Raw genomic sequence first — 23,063 nt, forward strand, 5'->3', positions numbered from 1 at the left:
TATCCATCGACTGGCTCAGCTCAGTCCTTTCTCGCCAACCTGCCCGGGCAACTGTTCCAGCAACCAGCTGCGAAACCGTTTCACACTGGCCGGCACCACACCACGGTTTAGCGGCTCAAGCATGCAGAAGGTCGCCGGTGTGCGCAATACCGTATCCGTAGGCCTGACCAGGGCGCCGCTCTCCAGATACTCATCCACCAGCGATCCCCAGGCCAGCGCAATGCCCTGGCCATTGATCGCCGCCTGCAGCAACATGGGATAATTGTTGATATTGACCCGGTTACGAGGAGTAATCGGCGGCAGGCCAACCTGCTCGAACCACTCCTGCCAGCTGACCCAGTCGCGCTGCGATTCATCCAGATAAAGCAGCGTCTTGCCAAACAGTTGCTCCGGCGTGTCGCAATCCTGAATACGGGCCTGATAGGACGGGCTGCAGACCGGGAACACCTCCTCCGGAAACAGGGTGGTCACCTTCATCTCGGCAGGGGGCAGCCGGCAGTAGAACAAGGCAATATCGCAATCCAGACGGCGCAGATCGGTCACATTGTCGGACGCCAGAATACGCAGATCGATATCGTCATGCTGTTGCTGAAACACCGCCACCTTTGGCAGCAGCCACAGCGCCGCCATGGCACTGGTGGTCGCCACCGTGATCTGCTGTTCACCCTGCCACTTCTTGATTTCACCGGTGGCCTGAGCCACATCGAGCAGAGCACTGTAAATGGTTTGATAATACTGCAGGCCGGTGGCGGTGAGAGAGATGTTGCGACTGGCCCGCACAAACAACTCCTTGCCGAGGTACTCTTCAAGCTGGCGGATCTGCCGACTGATGGCACCCTGGGTCACGCTCAATTCATTGGCGGCCAGCGTAAAGCTGAGGTGACGGGCTGCAGCCTCAAAGGCGATCAAACTGTTCAGCGGCGGCAGCGGCTTAATCTTCATACTCATTCCCGATAGATTTTAGACATCCTGTAAGGCCGCGACTTTAGCATTCGGTCACAGGTAAACAGAGTGTTGCAGTATAAAAGTTTGAGCTCGATCGCCGAGGGCCGAAAACACCAAAGCCAGCCCCGAAGGCTGGCTTTTTGTGCCCTGCATGGAGCTTGTGGCTCCCTGCCCCCGCTCTGCACCCGGTTGAGGTGTGGCGTTTGTGGTGCTTACCGGTGTGGTATCCCGGTTTGCGACAGGCTCCGAGGGTATCGGTCTGTCTGTTCCCTGAAGGTGAAACCATCTTATCTGTTACGCCGGGGCGAGTGGTTGCGAATAACAAGTTATATTCGTCTTTTTACGCAATAACTCACCCTTTATACTCAACATAAAGAACAGTACTGTCGTAGCGGTGCGGATTTAACGCAAACATCTGCAAGCAAAGAGCCAGGATGGGATACAAGGGAGGTCAGTGATGATGAACTGCGAGCAACACGACTATATAGAGATAGCCTGTCTGTATAAGTATCCGGTGAGTCTGGTTCTGGTGTCGGGCGAGCAGATGGAAGGCATCGCCCTCGACACCGCCCGTAATGATAACGGTGCCGAATGCCTGAAAATTCGCGCAGGCGACGAAGTGCGGCTGTTACCCCTGGAAAGCCTGACCCGTATGACCGCAGCACAGTCCAATCCGCACTTCACCACCGTTAACTTCGACTAAGGGAGTGTTGTCATACGGCACACTTGTTGCGCTGACCAACACACCCTGATGGTTAAACCAGGTTTCTGGCCGTGCCCTGAGCACAGAAGTCGCTGCTGTCGTAATACAGCAGGCCATGCTGCCGGGCCAGCGGTGCCAGGCGACGGGCAATCTGCTGCCCCATGCGCAGGCCGTTGCGGCTGGTATAGTCGGCGTCAAACTGTATTGCCGGCGGGGCCGGTAGCTCATCGGGCAAGGCCTCTTTCAGCGGCGGTGACAACACCTTGCACACCAGCTCGCTCAGCACCCGGTTGACCGCCGAGCCCACGCCATAACCGCGCCATTCGGGTAGCAGGTACAGGCTGTTCAGGGTCATTTCCAGCGCCGGAGACGGCCGCTCGGCAGGAACATCGGCGGCAAAATGAAGCACCCAGTTGCCGACCATGGTGGCCTCGTCACCCTCGTGCTCCAGCAGTGCCAGGTTGCAGCGGTACGAAAGCCCATAGTCATGAATGCGGGGCGCGGTGTCGGCACGCGCGGGGCGGGTTTCTCCCCAGAAAAGCGGGCGAGGAGCATACACATCTTGATGTTCGTGCAGCGCCTGATGGCGAAAATGTTCGAACAGGGGCTGGTGCTCGGGATGATGCCAGTCCATTAAATGCAGCGAAAGTCGATCCAGCCAGTCGGGATCGAGCCAGAGATAGTCGGTGAATTCACCGCGCAGCCGGGTGTAATCCAGCAGGTGATTCAGGGTCCAGTGTCCTCGTTTGAGGTGGCTGGCCTCACGAATGAAGGTATGTTTGATCTGCTTGAACAGGGGATAGGTTTGGGCGGCAACCCGCCGGCGTTCGGTCTGGGCGGTCATCAGGTAAACCACCCTTTTTCGTTGTATTCACCGGTGGCAACACATAACAGCGGCCGGGCCGCCAGACTGAAACCGCCCGCATGGGCGCAATGAAGGGACTGCATACGCTTTGCTTCCTTTTTCGACACAAAGCGATGCATTGTAAGGCGGCGAACAGGGAAGTAAAGACGACATTTTTTGACACAAGGCAGCATGGATCATATTGAATCCTTTGTGTAATATTATCCCCGCACACGGAAGGCAAAACGATCAGACAAGATCCATTTACCTGCACTGCCAATTCGGCATGAGCATTTATATGTGATGTATTCTTGTCTCATCATTACTTCTGGAAAGTGCATGCTCGCCTTAATTAATGTTATGCAATCACTTTCTTTGGGATAAAAACGAATGAAAATAAAATCATTGGCAATGGCAGCCGTACTCGCCTCACTCACCACCGGATGTGCCTCCGGCCTGAACTCTGTCGAAAAGCGGGAATATCGCACCTTTGAGCACAACAATGTGCTGGTGCAGGAGAAAAATCCGGCTACCGGTGCCGTACTTGGCATCCTCCCCGGTGGCGGTTCTTTCTATGCCCGTGAACCCGGTCTCGGCGTCGTGAACCTGCTTTTCTGGCCTCTGTCCATATTGTGGGATCCCATCAGTGGCTACGAAGGCTCCAAGGAAATCAACTACTCAATCACCAAACAAAAACTGCGAAAAGACAAAGAAAAAGAAATTTCAAAGCTGGATGAACAGTTGGAGACCGGCACCATCGACAACAACGAATATATTCTTGCCAAGCGTGAAGTAGAGAAAAAATATATCTTTGAATAAAAAGCAGGACTATTGTTCTGATTGAATGGCTCATTCATAAAATTAATGGCCGGAGCAAGCTGGGTTAATACCTGATTGCTTCGGCCATTGTTTTTCATCTCATACAGCCTACAAAGCTCGGCGAGCAAAACAAGCACGGCTAGCCAGGAAGCAGCTCGGCAGGACTGACCTTTCATCATGCCGGATCCGCGGTGCGGATCCGGCCACCAGACATCAGGCTCCCCCTTATTCGGCAAAGTCCAGCGACAGGAACAAGCGCCGGTAACCGGTGGGTACCGGCGGCGAACGATGCCAGAGGCCCTGCCCTTCGTTGTCTTGCCAGCCATCCCCTTTCAGCAGGGCCACCTCGCCCGTCACCAGCCGCTGCCACTGCTCCGGCTCCCGACCACCCTCGTCCAGCAGCCGATTGCGCTGCGCCTGATTCAGCCAGTGGGTACCCGGCCCCGCATAGGTGGTGACCAGCCGACAGGGTATCCTGTCCACATGAAAGCGCGGACACATGGCGGTTTGCAGGCTGGCCAGGCGCAACCCCACCCGACGTAGCTCGAACAGGCAGGCGAACATCTCTGCCAGCTGCTGCACATCGGCCACCAAGTCATCCCGCCCGGGCAGATTCGGCAAACGGCCGCACAGGGTGTCCGTTACCGCGTCGGCGGGTAACAGCTCACGCACGTTGATCTGGTGATTTTGCCGGTTCAGGGACGCCGCGTAACCGACCAGAGCCGCGGATAAGGGCCGTCGCCAGACGGCCAGCTGGCAGTCCGGCTCATAGATATGGGTGAATGCACCGGCGGTATCGTCCTGTCGGCTCACGTCGGTAAGAGCCGCGGGCGGTGGAGCTGTGATGATCATGGGCAGTAGGACTCCTGGAGATTATGCTTCATAGAAAATCAATTGTTATGTTATAACAACAAACAAATAAACAAATCAATACAGCGGAATCCCTTTCATGTCGAGCCATACCCCCTTGCCCCGCCTGCCGGTCACCGTGCTGTCCGGCTTTCTCGGTGCCGGAAAAACCACGGTACTCAATCACATACTCAACAACCGCCAGGGGCTGCGCGTCGCCGTGATCGTCAACGACATGAGCGAGGTGAATATCGACGCCGCTACCGTTGGCCAGCAGGTGGCCCTGCGCCGGGGCGAAGAGAAGCTGGTGGAAATGAGCAATGGCTGCATCTGCTGCACCCTGCGCGAAGATCTGCTGCTGGAGGTGCGCCGCCTGGCCGACGCCGGCCGTTTCGATTACCTGTTGATTGAGTCCACCGGTATCTCGGAGCCGCTGCCGGTGGCCGAAACTTTCACCTTTGCCGATGAAGACGGCACCAGCCTGGGCGAGGTCGCACGGCTGGATACCATGGTAACGGTGGTAGATGCGGTGAATTTTCTGGCCGACTTCAATGCCGCCCGGGATCTGCAGGACACCGGCGAGAGCCTGGGGGAAGACGATGGTCGCAGCGTGACCGACCTGCTGATAGAACAGGTGGAGTTCTGCGATGTGCTGCTGATCGGCAAGACCGATCTGGTTAGCACCGAGCAACTGGCCGAGCTGAGCGCCATTCTGGCACGGCTGAATCCGGGGGCCGAGATCATTCCCATCCATCAGGGTCGGGTAGACATAGAGCGGGTGCTGGGCACCGGCCGCTTCTGCTTTGAACGCGCCGCCCGCGCGCCCGGCTGGATGCACACGCTGCGCGGTGAACAAGTACCCGAAAGCGAAGAATACGGCATCGGCAGTGTTGTCTATCGTGCCCGCACGCCCTTTCATCCCCAACGTTTTTACGACTGGCTGCAACAGCCCGAGCAAGCTGGCAAGCTGCTGCGCTCCAAGGGCTTTTTCTGGCTGGCCAGCCGACCGGACTTTGCCGGCCAGTGGAATCAGGCCGGTGGCATCGCCTATCACGGCGGGGCCGGTCTGTTCTGGAAAGCCGTTCCCGGCGAAGACTGGCCGGACGACGAAGAGAGTCGCGCCCACATTCTGGCCAGCTGGCAGGAGCCCCATGGCGACATGCGTCAGGAACTGGTGTTTATCGGCCAGGGACTGAACGAAGTCGCATTGCGCCGCCAGCTGGACGCCTGCCTGCTCACCGAGCGGGAGATGAACCTGGGTCGGGCCGGCTGGCAGCAACTGCCCGACCCCTTCCCCGCCTGGGCATAAAGACGCACCAGTGTAAGCTTTATCCTGCTGCAGGCCTTTGCCCCCGACATCCTCGGGGGCTTTCTTCTTCTGCGGTGCTGAGACACAATAGCCGACACTTGTCAGGCCATTGAACATATCCGTATGAAAACCAACCTGATCACCCGTGCCGGCTGGCACAAGCTGGACGAAGAACTCAAGCAGCTGTGGAAGGTAGAGCGCCCCGCCGTGACCCAGTCGGTGTCGGAAGCCGCCGCCCTCGGCGACCGCAGCGAGAACGCCGAATACATCTACGGCAAGAAACGGCTGCGTGAAATAGACCGCCGGGTACGCTTTTTGATGAAGCGGCTGGAGGCCCTGAAAATCGTCGATTACGACCCGCGTCAGGACGGCAAGGTATTCTTCGGCGCCTGGGTGGAGCTGGAAAACGAAGACGGTGACATAGTGCGCTACCGCATCGTCGGCACCGACGAAATCGACACCAAAAACCACTACATCACCATCAATTCGCCCGTGGCCCGGGCACTGATTGGCAAGCAGGTGGACGACGAGATACAGGTACAAACGCCGTCCGGCCTGAAAGAGTGGTACATCAACAAAATCCAGTACACACCCTTTGATTAACCGGCTTTAAAAGCTGTCGCATGTCGAACAGTAGCTAGGAGCCAATAGCAGACCCTCTGCGCCAGGGACGGCGCAGTGGAGCCCCCATGGGGCAGCTCGCTGCCTGCACCGACGCTTTATGCCTGACCGAACGTCCAGTGAATGTTCGCAGCAGGCTGAAAGCGTCGGTGGCTTTCAGCAACGGCGTGTCTGCGTTTGGCCCTGACTGCTGTTTCTTCATCGCTCTCCTATTTTCTGTTATTGGCAGGACGCATTCTGTTTTCCTGCCCGGAGTCCGGAATATATGACCAACATTAATCACGCCCTGGCCACCGAGCTGGCCGTATTGCAACAGCAGGTAGACGCCGCCGTGCGCCTGCTGGACGAAGGCGCCACAGTGCCCTTTATTGCCCGCTACCGTAAGGAAGCAACCGGCGGCCTGGACGACACCCAACTGCGTAACCTGCACAGCCGACTCGGTTATTTGCGCGAGCTGGAAGACAGACGCGCGGTGATCCTCAACTCCATTTCCGAGCAGGGCAAGCTGAGCAACGCGCTCAAGAAAGAGCTGCTGAGCGCCGACACCAAGACCCGACTGGAAGATCTCTACCTGCCCTACAAGCCCAAACGCCGCACCAAGGGCCAGATGGCCATCGAGGCCGGACTGCAACCGCTGGCCGACCAGCTGTTTAACGACCCGAACCAGGACCCGCAGTTGCTGGCCGCCGGTTTTATCAAGCCGGACGAGGGCGTCAGTGATGTGAAAGCCGCGCTGGACGGCGCCAAATACATACTGATGGAACGCTTTGCCGAACAGGCAGATTTGCTGGAGGCGGTGCGCCGTCATCTAAGCCAGCACGGCCAGCTACAGGCCAGAGTGGTGGCCGGTCAGGAGCAGAGCGGCGCCAAGTTCAAGGACTACTTCGAACATCAAGAGCCCATCGGCAAGGTGCCGTCACACCGGCTGCTGGCCATGCTGCGCGGCCGCAACGAAGGCGTGTTGAGCCTGAATCTGGTGGTAGAAACACAGGCCGACAGCCACCCGTGCGAGGCCATTATCGCCCGCCATGTGGGCTGGCAAAACAAGGGCCGCGCCGCCGATAGCTGGCTGGCCGGCGTGGTGAGCTGGACCTGGCGGGTCAAGCTGTCGCTGCAGATGGAAACCGAGCTGCTGGGTCAGGCCCGCGAGCTGGCCGAGGCCGAAGCCATCAAGGTGTTCGCCCTCAACCTGCAAGATCTGCTGATGGCCGCCCCCGCCGGCGCCCGCGTCACCATGGGCCTGGATCCGGGCATTCGCACCGGGGTCAAGGTGGTGGTGGTCGATGGCACCGGCAAGCTGCTGGCCAAGGATACCGTTTATCCGTTTGAACCCTTCAAGAAGGTGGAGCAGAGCCTGCGCACCCTGGATGAGTTGTGCCGTCGTTATAATGTCAGCCTGGTCAGCATCGGCAACGGCACCGCCTCGCGCGAGACCGAACGGCTGGTAGAAACCCTGATCAAGCAAAGCCCGGAGCTGAAGCTGCAGAAGGTGGTGGTGAGCGAAGCCGGCGCCTCTGTCTATTCCGCTTCCGAGCTGGCCGCCAACGAGTTTCCGGATCTGGACGTATCGCTGCGCGGCGCCGTATCTATCGCCCGCCGGCTGCAGGATCCACTGGCCGAGCTGGTGAAAATCGACCCCAAGAGCATTGGAGTGGGCCAGTATCAGCACGATGTATCCCAGGGCCAACTGGCCCGCAATCTGGATGCGGTGGTCGAAGACTGCGTGAACGCCGTGGGCGTGGACGTCAACATGGCCTCGGCCCCGCTGCTGACCCGAGTATCCGGCCTGACACCGACCCTGGCGCAGAATATCGTCGCCTATCGTGACGAACTGGGGGTGTTTACCGACCGCAAGCAACTGCTCAAGGTGCCGCGGCTGGGGCCCAAGGCGTTTGAACAGTGCGCCGGCTTTCTGCGTATTCGCGACGGCAAAAACCCGCTCGATGCCTCGTCGGTACACCCGGAGGCCTATCCGGTGGTGAAACGGATTCTTGTGGGTCTGCAACAGCCGGTACAAAGCCTGTTCGGCAACGCCAGCCTGCTGAACACTCTGAACCCGAAAGACTACACCGACGAGCACTTCGGTCTGCCCACGGTGCAGGACATTCTGAAAGAGCTGGAAAAACCGGGCCGGGATCCGCGCCCCGAGTTCAAGGCCGCCCGCTTCATGGAAGGGGTAGAAAAGCCCTCGGATCTGATCCCCGACATGGTGCTGGAAGGGGTGGTCACCAACGTCACCAACTTCGGCGCCTTCGTGGATATCGGCGTGCATCAAGACGGCCTGGTGCATATTTCTGCGCTGACCGATCGTTTCATCAAGGATCCGCGCGAAGTGGTGAAAGCCGGCGATATCGTCAAGGTGAAGGTGATGGAAGTGGACCTGCAGCGCAAGCGCATCGCGCTCACCATGAGACTGGAACAGAACGCCGCCGATCATGGCAACGGCAATCAGGGCAGCCAGCGGCGGGAAGAACGCAATCAGGCTGGTAATCGTGGTGCTACCGGCAACGGCAACAAGAGCCAGAGCAACCAGCGCCCCGCCCGCAAGGAACAAGCCGCCCCGCAAGGCGCCATGGGCGCGGCCCTGGCCGCCGCCTTGCAGAAGAAAAAGTAAGATCGGCGTGATTTGATAAGCCCGGGGATACCTGGGCCAATTAACGCAATAGTACGGCGTAAAATCGGCCAAAGGGCCCGCTCCGCCGACTCGCCATAAACCCATCCCTGGGGGCTCGGACATGCCATCCATGGCATGTCACGGTCGGCGGAGCAGATCCCTTCGGCCTTTTTCTAGCTTCAACATCGCCTAAGAAAAGAGTGAACAACAAATGATTATTCTTATCAATTAATCCTCAAAATTTATTCCCTGTGTTCTTTCTGGATAGAATACGAGACGCATGTTAAAAAATCGGGCATCATGCCTTCTATTAAATTTTAATTTTTTCAAGCACCACCAACTTCACAAGGAATGTTTTAATGACAACAACAATCTCTGTTTTCAACAACAAAGGCGGTGTTGGAAAAACCTCAATAATTTGGAATTTGGCCGTATCTCTCGCAGACAAAAACCATAGTGTCCTGTTAATAGATTTCGATCCACAGTGTAACCTCTCAATCGCTTGTTTAGGGGATGACGAATTTTCAGGGCTTTTAGAGTCAACAGATAAGCATCCATTCGGAGAGACTATCAAGGCTTTTGCGCTGCCATATATTCAGCAAAATCGCATGGGTGAAGTTTATACCTTCTTACCAAAGACGGAGCCCGAAAATGGTGTACTTCATGTTGCCCCTGGTGATTTTTGGCTGAATACATTCTCAGATATATTGAACGTTGGTACAGATGTCATTAGCGGCTCCGGCTTATATCGTTTCATACTCCCAGCGCTAATTGCTCAAGAGGCCGGCCGTAAAAATGGCATAGAATATGATTATGTGTTGATAGATCTTCCTCCTTCATTCAATACATTGGTGCGGTCCGCGCTCTACTGTTCTGATTATTTTTTGGTGCCGTGCACGCCAGACCTTTTTTCGGCTTACTGTGTGGGGCTTATCGGAGAGATGTTGCCTTCATTCATTAGAGATTGGGAGCAAGGAAAAGAAAGATATTTAGAAGGCAATCCTCGAGATATGACTATTGGAAAAAAAGGTATGCCGAAATTTGGTGGATGGGTCTTTAATGGTTTTGACACAAGAAGGCGAGACGGCATTAAGAGAGAGGTCGGTGCTGATGCTGAGCACCATAGGGCAATCACCCGTTCAATTCGCGATGACATGATACCTCAACTAAAAAAAATTAAGGCCTATAACGCTGTACCAAATTTTGTAGATGTTGAGCCTATCGCTGGAATTGAAGATCTCAACGTAATGGCTCCTGATAGTATTATCCAGAATGTACCTATCCGTTATCTGTCAGAGTTTCGCCCGACTAACGCTCTTAGAGGTAGAGGGCAGTGGGCTCAGAATCAAATTGCCCTCATGAACGACATGGCAGATGAGTATGATAAGTTGGCGCAACACATTATCAACAATTTTTAAGCTCACAATACGCGTCTAGAGGATGGCTACAGGCAGACAATGTCGGAGTGGACAGGAGGGGAAAGGGATCTGCTCGGCCGACCATCCGCGCCACGGATGGCGCGGCTGAGCCTCCAGGGAAGGATTTACGGCGAGTCGGCGGAGTTGACCCTTTTCCCGAGATCCCCCCGCATTCAGGCACCAACTGCGGTACTGATGGTAACGGCAACAAATACCAGACCAACAAACGCTCGGACATGTCTTTCACTCATGGCTATAGTGAATGCACCTGCTTCGGAACAAGGACATGGTCATGACTCCCCTGCAAGACAGAGCCGCCGGTGCCATCATGGGGGCCTTTATCGGCGAGGCGCTGGGCGTGGGCCCGCACTGGTATTACGATCTCGACGCCCTGCACCGGGACCACAGCCATTGGATAAACGACTACACCACCCCAAAAACCGGTCGCTATCACCAGGGACTGCGGGCCGGAGACTCCTCCCAGCCCGGCTTTATTCTCAAGCTGACCCTCAACTCTCTGGTTGAATGCAGCGGCTACAACCACATCGACTTCTGCCGCCGAATGGACGAAGCGCTGCTACCGCTACTGGACGGCAGCCCCACCGCCGGCCCCGGTGGTTACACCAGCCAGTCGATTCGCGACGCCTGGCATAAAAGAGTGGAACAGAAGCGGCCCTGGAACGAATGCGGCGGTCATGCCGACACCACGGAGGCGATAGAGCGCACCCTGGCGCTGGCGGTGCGTTACGCCACGCACCCCACCCGATTGGCGGAGACCGTGGCCGCCAACACGGTACTGACCCAGAACGACGACAGCATGGTCGCCATGACGGTGGCCTTTGCCGCCGTGCTGGGGCAACTGGTGCAGGGCCAGCCGCTGGATGCTCGACTCTCGGGCCGACTGATGCAGCTGGTTGAACGCGGCGAACTGCCCTTTCATGCGGTTACCCAACCGGGGCTGCGCCCGCCGGCGGCAGGGGCCGAACCATCCAGAGCCGGCCGCTTCGCTTCACCCGATGCCCTGCTCACCCCATCCTATATGGCGCAGGCGGCGGCCAATGCCGGGGTTCGCATCGAGCCGGCATCCAGGGTGTCGCTGGTGTACGGCATGCCCTGCGCCGCCTATCACCTGTTGCCCGCCGTTTATTATCTGGCGGCGCGCTTTGCCGGCGACTTCGAATCTGCCGTGCTGCACGCGATCAACGGTGGCGGCCAGAATCAGGCCAGAGCCATGCTCACCGGCGCCCTGGTCGGTGCACAAGTCGGGCTTTCAGGCATTCCCACACGCTTTATTGACGGGGTGACCGATGCGAACGAACTGTTGCGGCTGAGCAGAGCACTGGCGTTACAGCTGGAGCCAGGGCATGCATCGGGTTGACATGGCGCCGTACCTGTAAGCACTATCACGTCGAGTGTTTAACCTGTTTCATCACAAGGAATTACGATGTCGGATTTGAAAATCGTCGCCTACGACAACGAACACCAGCCGCACATCCGCGCCATTCGCGAGGCGGTATTCATACAGGAGCAGGGGGTTCCCCCCGAGCTGGAGTTTGACGGCCTGGATGCGTCGGCCATGCAGGTGCTGGTGGCGGTAGACGGTAACTATGTCGGCACCGGGCGCATGCTGGATGATGGTCATATCGGTCGCATCGCCATTCTGCAGGCCTATCGGGGCCAGGGGCTGGGCGGCCACGTAGTGCAGGCGCTGGTGGATGAGGCTGCTCGCCTGAAGTATCCGCGGGTGTATCTGGGCGCCCAGACCCATGCCATCGACTTCTATGCCAAGCTGGGTTTCACACCTTACGGTGACGAGTTCATGGACGCGGGGATCCCGCATCTCGCCATGGAAAAGTCATTAACCTGAAGACGGAGGTGCTTGAGCGAGTCGGCGGAGCGGGTCCTTTGCCCGAGGTATGAATATCAGGCCACTGACCCGCCATCAAAAATAGTACTGCAACCCGACTCCATAGAGGTTGTCTTCGTTCTCGGCGCGGTTCATCAGGTATTCGGCATACAACTTGGCCTTGGGCAGCAGATAGTATTCGGTGGCGAAAACCATCTTGTCTTCCCAGCGCTCACGGGCCGGTTCGTGCAGGCTGAGGCGATTGTAGCCAAGACCAAACGCAACCTGCTTGTAGGTGTAGGACACCACCCCTTCCCAATAGTCGAAGCGAAAGCGGTCGATGCATTCCGGGCCTACCCAGCACACATCATCATAATCGGCCCGTCCCCGGGTCAACGCCGCGTAAAAGCCGCCGGTCGTGCGATAACTGACACCGGCCGCCATATTGCGAATACCACCATTGGGTGCACCCAACTGCTTGTTCTCGACTGCCAGCACCACGCCCAGACCGTTATCGGCCTGGTAACCGGCGGAGGCGCCGTACTGGGCCTCGGTGCCGTTGTTGTTATCCTGTTTGTTGGCGTCATTAAAGGCATAGCCGGCACGCAAATCCAGGCCACCGCGGGCCCAGGTGACCTTAACCTGATCATCCAGGGCCGCATCCGTCATGTAGCCATGGCCGCCGAACAGGTTGAACACGTCGGTCATATCCCGTAACTGGTTAAAGGGGCTGTCGCTGCGCCCGGCCGTCAATTCCAGATCATCCCGGATGCGTACTCCCAACCAGGCCTCGTCCGAATAAATTTGATCCCCGTAACGGGAGTCATTGACCAGATCCCAGCTCATTTCACCGATCAGGACCAGATCCGCATTCAGCCGGCCGGCGCCGGACAGCCCCAGCGAAGCCTGGCTGTTACCGCCGAACGACTCGGCCCGGTAGCCCTGCTGGCTACTCTGCTGATAACCCAGGGCACCGAATTCCTGTTGCAGCTTGCCGTGAAGTTCCAGCACCTGCCGGTGATCGTCGGTGCTCCAGGTCAACGCCATGGCCGAGCCGGAAAAGAAGAGAAGGGGAAGTATTAGGCGCATCATCACTCACACCGGGTAAACATGAAAAAGGGTGCTGCAAACAGCACCCTCCTGGACCGTCATTTCACTGTCGGTCGGGATTAACGGTAAAAGTTGTTCTTGTAGCTGTAGTCCTGACCGTTAACGTTCTTGTTGATGGTGACGCTGCCATCTTCGTTGACCTGCTTGTCTACGGTGTAGCTGTAGGTTTCGCCGTTGGCCTTGGTCACGGTCTTGGTGAAAGACACGGAGCCGTCTTCGGATACGGTCTTGTTCACTTCAACATCGGCGTAGTCGTTGCTGTAGCTGTTGTTGTAGGAGTAGTTGCCACCGAAACCGGCGTTGGCGGAAGCGGCAAGTACCAGAGCGGCTGCGGAAATAACCCATTTGGTTTTGTTCATCATCATCTTTTCCTTTTTAATTATTTATACGTGCTCGGCCTGGTGTCTTGTTAATGCGCACCAGCCAGAGGGTTCGAGCCGGCGTTCGTTATTCACCGATGCCCTCGAACGAGATAAAGCCTACTCCCTCGAAATTATGGATACAATAAACTTAAATATTGTGCACAACATGTAAATTCGACCACAAACTGCGACACTCAGCCGCTCATAAGTCTCCAGACGATACCAGCTCGCTGTCGGCAGAATAAAAATCCTGACCCAAAAGACAGAAAAGTGAATTGTGCTGGGACAGGAGCTGTCATCTGGTTCCATTCGATACATTTTTTAACTTTTTTAACCCGCTTTTCACGCTCTGCTCTCGCATAGGAAAATGAATACGCCGTTCCGTTCACCACGAAATGGGGATGGCGCCGACTGACCCAGGCCGTCGGCCTGTGCGATAATGGCGCTCTTTGTCATCACCGGGTTTGCCATGCGCCTCGATAAATTCATCTGCAAAAGTACCGAGCTGAGCCGGGATCAGGCCAGAGCGGCCATTCATGCCGGCGAGATCAGGGTCAACGATGAGATCATCATCGAAGAGGCGACCCAGGTGCATGAAAACAACCACATTACCCTTGGCGGGCAGCGGCTGGTCGCTCGGCCCTCGCGTTACCTGATGATGAACAAGCCGCCGGCCACCCTCAGCTCGAACGTGGACGGTGTGTATCCTTCGCTGTTTCATCGCTTGAATATCGAGCGAATTGATGACCTGCACATCGTCGGCCGGCTGGATGCCGACACCACCGGGCTGGTGCTGCTTACCGACGACGGCCGCTGGTCATTCAATATCATTCGGCCACAGCAGCAATGTAAAAAAGTGTACCGGGTCGGCCTGCGGGATCCGCTGGCGGATGAGGTGGCCGCACGCTTTGCACAGGGCCTGCGGTTGCAGGGTGAAAGCGCGCCGACCCTGCCGGCCGGGCTGGAGCCGGTCGGCCCCAGGGAAGTGCTGCTCACCATTACCGAAGGTCGGTTTCATCAGGTCAAGCGCATGTTTGCCGCCGTCGGCAACCGGGTGGTCAGCCTGCACCGGGAGCAAATCGGCAGCCTCAAGCTGGATGTGGAATCGGGCCAGTGGCGTCATCTGACCTTTGATGAAATACGCCGCCTTGACCCGGGCGCTGCCCAGCCATCAGAAGGGTAAGACCATGCTGTTTCCCGTTATCATGGCCGGCGGCCACGGCTCTCGCCTGTGGCCCCTGTCTCGCCAACAACATCCCAAGCAGTTTTTGCCGCTGGTGGATGAATCTCTGTCCATGCTGCAGGCCACCCTGATGCGGCTGGACGAGCTGAACACGGCGCCGCCGCTGCTGATTTGCAACGAGCAGCATCGTTTTCTGGCCGCCGAACAGGTGCGTCAACTGTCCGGCTTGCAGGCACAAATCATGCTGGAGCCGGTGGGCCGCAACACGGCACCGGCCATTGCGCTGGCGGCGCTGTTCGCTGCCGAACGGGTTGTCGGTGAACAGACTTGCGAACAGGCAGAAGACGCCCTGTTGCTGGCGCTACCCGCCGATCATGCCATGAGCGATGTGCCGGCGTTTCAGGCCGCCGTGCAAGCGGCCATGCCACTGGCCCGGGCTGGCAAGCTGGTTACCTTTGGCATTGCGCCTACCCGGGCAGAAACCGGTTATGGCTATCTGCACCGGGGTTCATCTATTGAAGGTACCGACGGCTTTGACGTGGCGCAGTTTGTGGAAAAGCCGGATAGGGAAAGGGCCGAGGCCTATCTGGCCGCCGGCGATCATGACTGGAACAGCGGCATCTTCCTGTTTTCGGCCAAACGCTACCTGCAAGAGCTGGCACGCTTTCAGCCCGAAGTGCTGGCTGCCTGCCGGGCGGCACTGGCGGGCAGCACGCGAGATCTCGACTTTATTCGGCTGGATGCCGAGGCCTTTGCCGCCTGCCCGGCTATTTCGGTCGACTATGGGATAATGGAGCACACCTCGGCCGCCGCCATGGTGCCACTGAAGGCCGGTTGGAGCGATGTAGGCTCCTGGTCGGCGCTGGCCGAGCAACGGGGGCAGGATGAACGGGGCAATACTCTTTGCGGCGACGTGCTGACCGAGCAGGTCGACCACTGTTTGATCCATGCCGACAGCCGCCTGGTCACCGCCCTGGGGGTCGCGAATCTGGTCATCGTCGAAACCAAGGATGCGGTGCTGGTGGCCCATAAAGACAGGGAGCAGGACGTAAAGCGGCTGGTAGAGCAACTCGAGGCGCAAGGTCGCCGGGAGCACATCATTCACCGGGAATGCTATCGCCCCTGGGGAAAATTCGATGCCATCGACAGCGGCCCCCGTTATCAGGTGAAGCGCATTACCGTGAATCCCGGCGCCAGTCTGTCGTTGCAGATGCATCATCACAGGGCCGAGCACTGGGTAGTCGTCAGCGGCACCGCCCGCGTCACTCAGGGCGAGCAGGTAAAACTGCTTACCGAAAATCAGTCGGTGTATATTCCGCTGGGCCAGCGGCATGCGCTGGAAAATCCGGGCAGAATACCGCTGGAGCTGATAGAGGTGCAGTCCGGCAGCTATCTGGGAGAAGACGACATAGTCCGCTTTGAAGACAGTTATGGCAGGGAGTGAGGTGTGTACACAGAGGCAGCAGGGTCACCTCCCCCGACACGCTTCGAGCACATCCATGTGGCGCTCGGCAAATGCCGTCCCTGGCATTTAACGGTCGCGGGAGGCGATCCCTGTTGCCTCTTCTGATGCACCGAGTTGCCTGCAGACAGCGCCAACAGGCGACTCTGCAGCATCAAGCAGGACAAAGGGATCTGCTCCGCCGACCCTCCGCGCCAGGGAGGGCGCGGCGGAGCCCCCATGGATGGGTTTACGGCAAGTCGGCGGAGCGGGCCCTTTGTCCGAGATAGGCATGTCCGTCAAAAAGATCGAATGTTTAATACTATGGATAAATCCGAACACCTTCATCGGGTGACCACAGGAAAAATGACATGAAAAAAGTACTGGTGATTGGCTATGTCTGGCCCGAGCCCAATTCCTCCGCCGCCGGCAGCCACATGCTGTCTATTCTTCGGCTCTACAAGCAGCAGGGCTGGCAGGTGGAGTTTGCTACGCCGGCCCAGCGCACCGAGCACATGGTCGATCTTGCCGCCGAGGGTATTTCCAGCCAAAGTATTGCGCTTAATTGCGACAGTTTTGATGCCTATGTCACCGATTATGACCCGAATATCGTCATGTTCGATCGTTTCATGATGGAAGAGCAGTTCGGCTGGCGGGTAGAGAAAAACTGCCCTCAGGCAATCAGAATACTGGATACCGAAGATCTGCAATGCCTGCGCCAGGCGCGCCATCAGGCGCACAAAGCCAATCGCGAGATGACCACCGCCGATCTGTTCAACGACATCGCCCGGCGGGAAATCGCCGCCATACTGCGCAGCGACCTGTCGCTGATCATCTCGGATTTTGAAATGGCGCTGCTGCAGGAGCACTTCAAGGTGGACGAGCGCCTGTTGCATCATCTGCCCTTCATGGTCGATCTGGCGCGGCTGCCGGCACACACCGCCGATTATGCCAACCGCCGGCACTTCATGACCATAGGCAACTTTCGCCACGCCCCCAACTGGGATGCGGTGCTCTACCTGCAGCAGATCTGGCCGCTTATTCGCAAGCAAGTGCCCGAGGCCGAGCTGCACATCTACGGCTCTTATCCGCCGCCCAAGGCCACGGCGCTGCACAATCCCAAAACCGGGTTTCTGATCAAGGGCTGGGCGGATGATGCCTTTGAAGTGATGGAGCAGGCGCGCATCTGCCTGGCACCGCTGCGCTTCGGCGCCGGTATCAAGGGCAAGCTGCTGGATGCCATGGTGATGCAGACGCCGAGCATCACCACCCCGATCGGCAGTGAAGGCATGCACGGAGCTTTGCCCTGGCCGGGCATGATCGCCGATGATGCCGAGGCGTTCGCGGCGGCGGCGGTGGCCTTATATCACGACGAAACCGCCTGGCAGCAGGCGCAACAACAGGGCACCGAGCTACTGCGCCGCCGTTATAACGGAGCAATACTGGGCTCGCGACTGATCGAGCGCATCGACGCCACGGTGGTCGGTCTGGAAGCGCACCGCTTGCACAACTTCACCGGCAGCATGCTCCGTCATCACAGCATGATGAGCACCAAGTACATGTCGCAGTGGATTGCCGCCAAGAACGCCAACCCGGGCTCAAGCTGAGCCGATTATCAACAAACTGCCGCCATGCAGCGGCATGCTTTACCGTCTGGCTCGCATGGGCACCATGTCGTCGGCCATGTTTCGCTCGGGTTGATTTGAACATGACGACCACTTCACCGGCTGTTCCGCCTGTGTGGCCAGCCGCCGTTCAAACTCGTCCACCGGCATGGGCCGGCCAAACAGATAGCCCTGAAAGTGTCGGCACCCCATGTCCCGCAGTCGATGGCGCTGCTCCTCGGTTTCCACGCCCTCGGCAATCACCTCCAGCTGCAGGCTGTCGGCCAGGGCGCAAATGGCCCGAATAATCGCCTGGCTGTGGCCGTCTGCGGTCATATCGCGTACGAAGGCCTGATCGATTTTCAACTGATCCAGCGGCAGCTTCTGCAGATAGGCAAGTGACGAGTAGCCGGTACCAAAGTCGTCGATGGAAAAACGAATGCCATGGTCCCGCAGCTTGTGCATGCGGGCGATGGCTTCCGGCATGTCGTCGAGCAGCATGGTTTCGGTCAGTTCCAGTTTGAGCCGGTGCGGATCGGCACCGCTCTGGGCCAGCAGCCGAAGCAGCTTTTCGACGAAATCGGGTTGATACAGCAGCCGGGCGCTGAGGTTCACCGCCAGGCTGAGCGAGGCGGTGACCGAATCTTGCCGCCACAATGCCAGCCGATGGCAGGCCTGATGCAGCATCTGCATATCAACCTGCTCGACCATACCGGCCTGTTCGGCCACTTCGATAAAAACGCCCGGGCCGAGCAGACCACGTTGAGGATGCTGCCAGCGGGCCAGGGCTTCGGCACCCATGATGCGTCCGGCTTCATCCAGCTGCGGCTGCAGATAGGGAATAAACTCTTCGGCCTGCAGCCCACGGCGAATGTCTTCTTCCATTAACAGGCGCGTACTGACCGCCTCCTGCATGGCGGGGTCGAAAAAGCGAATGCCATGCTTGCCCGCCGCCTTGGCCTGGTGCATGGCCAGGGCGGCACGCTGTATCAAATCACTGGCTATATTGGCGGTGTCATTGAACAAGGTCACCCCCATGCTGACATGACAGTGCAGGGTCAGCGCATCATTTAGCCGGTAGGGCTTATCCAGAATGGCCAGCAGCGCATTGGCGCATTGCTCCGCCTGGGTTGCGGCCTGATGTCGGTTGCTCCCCAGGCTTTCAATCATCACCACAAATTCGTCGGCGCCGAGCCGCGACACCGTATCACTGGCGCGTGCCGCCCCGCTCAGGCGTTGGGCCACCAGGCACAGCAACTGATCGCCCGTGTGATGGTTATGCAAGTCGTTGATACTTTTGAAGCTGTCGATATTGAGAAACAACAGGGCGACATGTTGGCCGCTGCGGACACCCGTTTCCATGGCGTGTTGCATACGGTCGAGCAGCAGGCTGCGATTAGGCAGGCCGGTCAGTGCATCGAAGAAGGCGAGGTGCCGAATACGTGCCTCGGCGGCTTTGCGCTCGGTAATGTCGTCTATCGCGGCCACATAATGGGTGAGTTGCCCCTGGGGAGTGCGTACCGCGCTGATCGACAGCCATTCGGGGTATATCTCACCGTTCTTGCGCCGGTTCCAGATTTCGCCCTGCCAGCGATCCTCCTCCGTCAGTTGCTGCCACATCGCCTGATAAAAGGCCGCATCGTGTCGTCCGGAACTGAGCAAGCTGGTTTTTTTGCCGATCACCTCGTCCTGGCGGTAGCCGGTGATGGCACTGAAGGCCCGATTGGCGCGCAGAATCCGGCTGTTCGCATCGGTGATCAACAGCCCCTGCTGGGTTTCCAGGGCGGTGGCGGCAATGCGCAGTTCCTGCTCGTTGCGGACCCGCAGCTCGATGTCTCTGAGCATCAACCCCAGCAAAACGCTGGCAACCGGCATCACCAGCAGCATCAGCACCCCGGCTTGCCATACCATGTGAGGGCCGGATATCAGATAAAACAGTAACAGCACCAGAGCATGAACGAGCAATCCGAGGGTCAAGAACGCCCAGACGCTTTTTTCACGCTTGCCTCGCGCAAGCACGGCACGGCACGCCAATCCCAGCAACACCGACATGACAATAACCGCCACCCCGCCCCCCATGCCCGCGCCGCCCAGCCAGAGCCGATAGCCACCGGCGATCAGCCCCGCCACACCGGCAACCAGCGGGCCGCCAAACAGTGCGGCCATGCTCAATACCACGCTGCGCCCATCGAACACCCATCCACTCACCGGCTCGACCGCTATCATCATGCCCATGACACAGATAACACCGAACAACAGACCGGAAGCCCATTTTTCGGCATTGTCATGCCGGCCCCAGCAGCGGGTATTGAGCATCTGCAGCCAGCACAACGACAGCAGCAAGGCGGCATTTTCAACAAGATGGGTAATCAAGAAAAAGGGCCCCCTGGGTCCTGGATGATATCGAGTGCAGAAGATAGTACTAATACGAGGTCACGATCGCGCATAACAGCACATTTTCAGCAAACCGTCATTGACCTGGATCAATCAAATAAAATTTCGTTTGAATCCTTATTTGAGCATCTGGTGGCGATCACCCTTTCTTCCGGGGAATACCGGACCCGACTCACCGCGTAATGCCTGCCGCAGATCCGCTTTCGCCCCTAAAAACCGGCATTCTGGCGGATCAGTGCCGGGGCCGAACGCCTGTCAGCGTGAAAACCGGGCGTAAATGGGGTTGTGATCCGACACCGTAGGGGTGTTGATGGCGGTGGCAGAGTGCAGGGTCAGATCCCGGTAGAAAATAAAGTCCAGCGGCTGGCGCAGGTAACTCTTGATGTGCTGCGCGTCTTCCATGATGGCCTGCTTCAACCCCATGGCCCGGCAAAACTGGGCCAGATAAAGGCGCCGTGAACGGCTCCACACATTGAAGTCGCCGGCCACAATCAGCGGCCCCTGGTGCTGCAGCAAAGCCTGCCTGAGCATCGCAATTTCGTGATGAAAATGCCCGTGGCGCACGAAGTTGATGGCGTGAATGTTGGCCACCAGCAGGCTGTCGCCGCCACTCAGGGGATGATGAGTGAGGATCTGGCTTTTGTGGGTGGCAAAGCGCAGCTCACGGCGGTGACTGAGCAGGGTGGTGATGTCGTCGAAGGCGCACTGACCGGCGGTCAGCACGCCAAACAGATGCAGCGGAGTCTGAATGTTGGGCGACACCGCATAAGACCAGCCATCCAGCTGCAGCCGATGACTCAGCGCCAGCTTGGCCTCCTGCAACAGCAGCAACCGGGTCGGAAACCGCGCCAGCAACTGGGTCAGGCACAACTGAAATTCGGGGCTCAGGGTCAGTTTCTGGGCGTTCCAGCACATGATACCCAGCAGCTTGTCATCCAGCGGCTGATGCTGATGAACCAGTTGATGCGGCGTGACGCGGGGGCGAAGCATAATCGAACATCCTGCCGTGACGGAAAAATGTCATTCCATCTTAGCAGAAGCGGCTGCCCTTCTTCCTTCTGCTTTATGCCGGAAATACACCACTTTTGGCCTATTTTTGGCCCAACTTCACTTTTTAGTGCTGTTTGTGTACAATTGGCGCGTTCATGCATTGAACAAAGTGAATTGATGAAACCTCCTGAATCCCGAACTTCCGAACGACGCCTCGTCGCCAGCCTCAGCGGCGGCTTTCTGCTCCTCTTCGTGGCACTCGCCCTCTTCGACCTGCAACAAATGACTCACTGGATCAATCTCAGCTTCGCCTGGGTGGTCGATCTGTTTGGTCCTCTGTGGCAGGTCTGGATGCTGGCCAACCTGGTCATCGCCCTGGTGCTGGGCTTCACCCGTTACGGCGATATTCGTCTGGGGGGCAATGTACGCCCCGACAGTTCGACCTTTCGCTGGCTGGCGGTGATCATGTGTACCCTGCTGGCCGGTGGCGGCGTCTTCTGGTCGGCAGCCGAACCCATGTATCACTATGTGACCACGCCGCCGATCTTCGCGGATAGCGAGTCCGGCGTATCGGCGGTATCGGCGGCGCTGGCCCAGAGCTTCATGCACTGGGGCTTTCTGGCATGGGCCGCGCTCGGCACTTTGTCGGCGGTAGTGGTGGTGTATGCCCATTATCACAAGGGGCTGGCCATGCGGCCGCGTACCCTGCTTTACCCGCTGATGGGCGAACGCATCGAAACCCACTGGCTGGGCACCCTGGCCGACGTGGTCTCCATTATCGCGGTGGCCGCAGGCACCATAGGTCCCATCGGCTTCCTGGCTACCCAGCTGGGCTTCAGCTTCGAAGCGCTGTTGGGCTGGGAAAATAATTACACCTTGCAGTTAGCCATACTGGGCGGCCTGGTCGCGATTTATACCCTGTCCGCCTCTACCGGCATTGAAAAAGGCATTCAGTGGCTGTCCAGCGCCAACGTGGTGCTGGCGGTGATATTACTGGCCGTCATACTGCTGGCCGGCCCAGGCAACTTCGTCGTCGACGCCTTCCTCAACGGCATGGGGGTGTATCTGCAGGACTTCATGCCGATGGCGCTGAACCGGCAGGATGATGCCTGGCTGGGTTGGTGGACCGTGTTCTTCTGGGGCTGGTTTATCGGTTACGGCCCCATGATGGCACTGTTTATCGCCCGTATCTCCCGCGGCCGCACCCTGCGCGAGCTGGTGATGGCCGTCGCCATCATGGCCCCGCTGGTCACCAACTTCTGGTTTGCCAGTATCGGCGGTGCCGGCATCTTCTATGAGCAGGCCCTGTCCGGCGTGGTTTCCGGCCCGCTGCAGGACGGTGGTTTGCCGGCCGCGCTGCTGGCGGTCACCCAGCAACTGCCCCTGGCGGCGCTGATGGTGCCGGCCTTCCTGGTACTGACGGTGATCTTCGTGGCCACTACCGGTGATTCCATGGCCTATTCCATCGCCATGGCCATCAGTGGCGACCACACGCCGCGCACCCGGGATCGCATTTTCTGGGCCCTGACCATGGGTGTGGTGGCGGCCGTGCTGCTGCGAATGGGTGAAGGCGGCATCAATGCGCTGCAGTCTTTCATCGTGATCACGGCGGCTCCGGTGTCGCTGCTGCTATTGCCGGTGCTATGGACCGGGCCCAAGATGGCTCACGCCATGGCCTACGAGCAGGGTATCGTTACCCACCAACTGCGTAGCGAAGAGCTGACCAAGCCGGCGTCTTCATACCAAACAGATTAAATAACTGACCTATCTGGCTGTTCTGCAAAGGTCGGACAAAGGGCCAGCTCCGCCGACACGCCGTAAACCCATCCTTGGGGGCTCCGCCGCGCCATCCCTGGCGCGGAGGGTCGGCGGAGCAGATCCCTTTATCCTCCCTGATGCCAGGGAGTTGCCTGTTTGCGCCGTCTACAGACAACTCGGTGTTCGAGAAGAGGCAACAGAGATCGACTGCCACGACCGTGAAATGCCATGGACGGAAAATGCTCCTGCCGTT

General features: G+C 58.2%; 19 protein-coding genes. 12 read left to right on the top strand and 7 right to left on the bottom strand.

The window, feature by feature from the left end; genetic code table 11:
• Window positions 1–15 precede the first annotated feature (15 nt).
• Window positions 16–942 carry a LysR substrate-binding domain-containing protein gene (locus tag ABD827_RS13985; RefSeq protein ID WP_298716892.1) on the bottom strand — a complete coding sequence of 309 codons (927 nt, stop codon included), beginning with the start codon at window positions 940–942 and terminating at the stop codon, window positions 16–18.
• Between the two features lie 460 nt (window positions 943–1,402).
• Here ABD827_RS13985 and ABD827_RS13990 point away from each other — a divergent pair, with 460 nt between their 5' ends.
• Window positions 1,403–1,648, top strand: a complete 246-nt coding sequence (locus ABD827_RS13990; RefSeq protein ID WP_344965304.1) for a Rho-binding antiterminator — start codon at window positions 1,403–1,405, stop codon at window positions 1,646–1,648.
• Between the two features lie 52 nt (window positions 1,649–1,700).
• Here the strand turns inward: ABD827_RS13990 and ABD827_RS13995 are convergent, their stop codons facing one another.
• Window positions 1,701–2,492, bottom strand: a complete 792-nt coding sequence (locus ABD827_RS13995) for a hypothetical protein (protein ID WP_344965305.1) — start codon at window positions 2,490–2,492, stop codon at window positions 1,701–1,703.
• A 390-nt stretch (window positions 2,493–2,882) separates the two neighbouring features.
• Here ABD827_RS13995 and ABD827_RS14000 point away from each other — a divergent pair, with 390 nt between their 5' ends.
• A complete protein-coding gene (locus ABD827_RS14000) occupies window positions 2,883–3,311 on the top strand; it encodes a hypothetical protein (protein ID WP_344965306.1) in 429 nt (142 codons plus the stop codon).
• Between the two features lie 225 nt (window positions 3,312–3,536).
• On the opposite strand, the gene ABD827_RS14005 is transcribed toward ABD827_RS14000, so the two are convergent.
• Window positions 3,537–4,163, bottom strand: a complete 627-nt coding sequence (locus ABD827_RS14005) for a DUF1826 domain-containing protein (protein WP_344965307.1) — start codon at window positions 4,161–4,163, stop codon at window positions 3,537–3,539.
• Between the two features lie 97 nt (window positions 4,164–4,260).
• Here ABD827_RS14005 and zigA point away from each other — a divergent pair, with 97 nt between their 5' ends.
• The 6 genes from zigA to ABD827_RS14035 all read left to right on the top strand — a co-directional run bounded on the left by zigA (window position 4,261) and on the right by ABD827_RS14035 (window position 11,989).
• Complete coding sequence (gene zigA, locus ABD827_RS14010; protein ID WP_344965308.1) at window positions 4,261–5,469, top strand: zinc metallochaperone GTPase ZigA; 1,209 nt, start codon at window positions 4,261–4,263, stop codon at window positions 5,467–5,469.
• Window positions 5,470–5,592: 123 nt separating this feature from the next.
• Complete coding sequence (gene greB, locus ABD827_RS14015; RefSeq protein ID WP_344965309.1) at window positions 5,593–6,072, top strand: transcription elongation factor GreB; 480 nt, start codon at window positions 5,593–5,595, stop codon at window positions 6,070–6,072.
• 283 nt (window positions 6,073–6,355) lie between these two features.
• Complete coding sequence (locus tag ABD827_RS14020; RefSeq protein ID WP_344965310.1) at window positions 6,356–8,704, top strand: Tex family protein; 2,349 nt, start codon at window positions 6,356–6,358, stop codon at window positions 8,702–8,704.
• A 359-nt stretch (window positions 8,705–9,063) separates the two neighbouring features.
• Window positions 9,064–10,122, top strand: a complete 1,059-nt coding sequence (locus ABD827_RS14025; protein ID WP_344965311.1) for a ParA family protein — start codon at window positions 9,064–9,066, stop codon at window positions 10,120–10,122.
• Window positions 10,123–10,414: 292 nt separating this feature from the next.
• Entirely contained in the window at window positions 10,415–11,500 is a 1,086-nt protein-coding gene (locus ABD827_RS14030) for an ADP-ribosylglycohydrolase family protein (protein ID WP_344965312.1), read from the top strand.
• A gap of 66 nt (window positions 11,501–11,566) precedes the next feature.
• Window positions 11,567–11,989 carry a GNAT family N-acetyltransferase gene (locus tag ABD827_RS14035; protein WP_344965313.1) on the top strand — a complete coding sequence of 141 codons (423 nt, stop codon included), beginning with the start codon at window positions 11,567–11,569 and terminating at the stop codon, window positions 11,987–11,989.
• Between the two features lie 75 nt (window positions 11,990–12,064).
• On the opposite strand, the gene ABD827_RS14040 is transcribed toward ABD827_RS14035, so the two are convergent.
• A complete protein-coding gene (locus ABD827_RS14040; protein WP_344965314.1) occupies window positions 12,065–13,015 on the bottom strand; it encodes a porin in 951 nt (316 codons plus the stop codon).
• A gap of 122 nt (window positions 13,016–13,137) precedes the next feature.
• The gene (locus ABD827_RS14045; RefSeq protein ID WP_344965315.1) at window positions 13,138–13,443 is read right to left on the bottom strand and encodes a hypothetical protein; all 306 of its coding nucleotides are present in this window, start codon (window positions 13,441–13,443) and stop codon (window positions 13,138–13,140) included.
• A gap of 436 nt (window positions 13,444–13,879) precedes the next feature.
• Between ABD827_RS14045 and ABD827_RS14050 the strand changes: the two genes are divergently transcribed.
• The 3 genes from ABD827_RS14050 (at window position 13,880) to ABD827_RS14060 (ending at window position 17,671) form a co-directional block, all read left to right on the top strand.
• Complete coding sequence (locus tag ABD827_RS14050) at window positions 13,880–14,623, top strand: pseudouridine synthase (RefSeq protein ID WP_344965316.1); 744 nt, start codon at window positions 13,880–13,882, stop codon at window positions 14,621–14,623.
• The gene (locus ABD827_RS14055) at window positions 14,574–16,067 is read left to right on the top strand and encodes a mannose-1-phosphate guanylyltransferase/mannose-6-phosphate isomerase (protein ID WP_344965317.1); all 1,494 of its coding nucleotides are present in this window, start codon (window positions 14,574–14,576) and stop codon (window positions 16,065–16,067) included. The genes ABD827_RS14050 and ABD827_RS14055 overlap by 50 nt, the downstream gene beginning before the upstream one ends.
• 368 nt (window positions 16,068–16,435) lie before the next feature.
• Complete coding sequence (locus tag ABD827_RS14060; protein WP_344965319.1) at window positions 16,436–17,671, top strand: glycosyltransferase; 1,236 nt, start codon at window positions 16,436–16,438, stop codon at window positions 17,669–17,671.
• Window positions 17,672–17,710: 39 nt separating this feature from the next.
• Here ABD827_RS14060 and ABD827_RS14065 read toward each other — a convergent pair whose 3' ends face one another.
• Together ABD827_RS14065 and ABD827_RS14070 are read right to left on the bottom strand one after the other, a co-directional pair.
• Window positions 17,711–20,041 (bottom strand): putative bifunctional diguanylate cyclase/phosphodiesterase, encoded by a 2,331-nt coding sequence (locus tag ABD827_RS14065; RefSeq protein ID WP_344965320.1) that lies wholly within the window; start codon window positions 20,039–20,041, stop codon window positions 17,711–17,713.
• A 276-nt stretch (window positions 20,042–20,317) separates the two neighbouring features.
• Complete coding sequence (locus ABD827_RS14070) at window positions 20,318–21,052, bottom strand: endonuclease/exonuclease/phosphatase family protein (RefSeq protein ID WP_298716948.1); 735 nt, start codon at window positions 21,050–21,052, stop codon at window positions 20,318–20,320.
• 177 nt (window positions 21,053–21,229) lie between these two features.
• Between ABD827_RS14070 and ABD827_RS14075 the strand changes: the two genes are divergently transcribed.
• Window positions 21,230–22,807 (top strand): BCCT family transporter, encoded by a 1,578-nt coding sequence (locus ABD827_RS14075; RefSeq protein ID WP_344965322.1) that lies wholly within the window; start codon window positions 21,230–21,232, stop codon window positions 22,805–22,807.
• The last annotated feature ends 256 nt before the right edge of the window (window positions 22,808–23,063 follow it).

Origin of the sequence: Oceanisphaera sediminis (assembly GCF_039539745.1) — a bacterium.
Taxonomy (GTDB): domain Bacteria; phylum Pseudomonadota; class Gammaproteobacteria; order Enterobacterales; family Aeromonadaceae; genus Oceanimonas; species Oceanimonas sediminis.

Bases quoted from the DNA above. Each gene is read 5' to 3' on its own strand.
- ABD827_RS14025 (WP_344965311.1), top strand. From the start codon at position 9,064: ATGACAACAACAATCTCTGTTTTCAACAACAAAGGCGGTGTTGGAAAA.
- greB (WP_344965309.1), top strand. From the start codon at position 5,593: ATGAAAACCAACCTGATCACCCGTGCCGGCTGGCACAAGCTGGACGAA.
- ABD827_RS14000 (WP_344965306.1), top strand. From the start codon at position 2,883: ATGAAAATAAAATCATTGGCAATGGCAGCCGTACTCGCCTCACTCACC.
- ABD827_RS14035 (WP_344965313.1), top strand. From the start codon at position 11,567: ATGTCGGATTTGAAAATCGTCGCCTACGACAACGAACACCAGCCGCAC.
- ABD827_RS14050 (WP_344965316.1), top strand. From the start codon at position 13,880: ATGGCGCTCTTTGTCATCACCGGGTTTGCCATGCGCCTCGATAAATTC.
- zigA (WP_344965308.1), top strand. From the start codon at position 4,261: ATGTCGAGCCATACCCCCTTGCCCCGCCTGCCGGTCACCGTGCTGTCC.
- ABD827_RS14060 (WP_344965319.1), top strand. From the start codon at position 16,436: ATGAAAAAAGTACTGGTGATTGGCTATGTCTGGCCCGAGCCCAATTCC.
- ABD827_RS13990 (WP_344965304.1), top strand. From the start codon at position 1,403: ATGATGAACTGCGAGCAACACGACTATATAGAGATAGCCTGTCTGTAT.
- ABD827_RS14020 (WP_344965310.1), top strand. From the start codon at position 6,356: ATGACCAACATTAATCACGCCCTGGCCACCGAGCTGGCCGTATTGCAA.
- ABD827_RS14075 (WP_344965322.1), top strand. From the start codon at position 21,230: ATGAAACCTCCTGAATCCCGAACTTCCGAACGACGCCTCGTCGCCAGC.
- ABD827_RS14040 (WP_344965314.1), bottom strand. From the start codon at position 13,015: ATGGCGTTGACCTGGAGCACCGACGATCACCGGCAGGTGCTGGAACTT.
- ABD827_RS14030 (WP_344965312.1), top strand. From the start codon at position 10,415: ATGACTCCCCTGCAAGACAGAGCCGCCGGTGCCATCATGGGGGCCTTT.
- ABD827_RS13995 (WP_344965305.1), bottom strand. From the start codon at position 2,492: ATGACCGCCCAGACCGAACGCCGGCGGGTTGCCGCCCAAACCTATCCC.
- ABD827_RS14045 (WP_344965315.1), bottom strand. From the start codon at position 13,443: ATGATGATGAACAAAACCAAATGGGTTATTTCCGCAGCCGCTCTGGTA.
- ABD827_RS13985 (WP_298716892.1), bottom strand. From the start codon at position 942: ATGAAGATTAAGCCGCTGCCGCCGCTGAACAGTTTGATCGCCTTTGAG.
- ABD827_RS14070 (WP_298716948.1), bottom strand. From the start codon at position 21,052: ATGCTTCGCCCCCGCGTCACGCCGCATCAACTGGTTCATCAGCATCAG.
- ABD827_RS14005 (WP_344965307.1), bottom strand. From the start codon at position 4,163: ATGATCATCACAGCTCCACCGCCCGCGGCTCTTACCGACGTGAGCCGA.
- ABD827_RS14055 (WP_344965317.1), top strand. From the start codon at position 14,574: ATGAAATACGCCGCCTTGACCCGGGCGCTGCCCAGCCATCAGAAGGGT.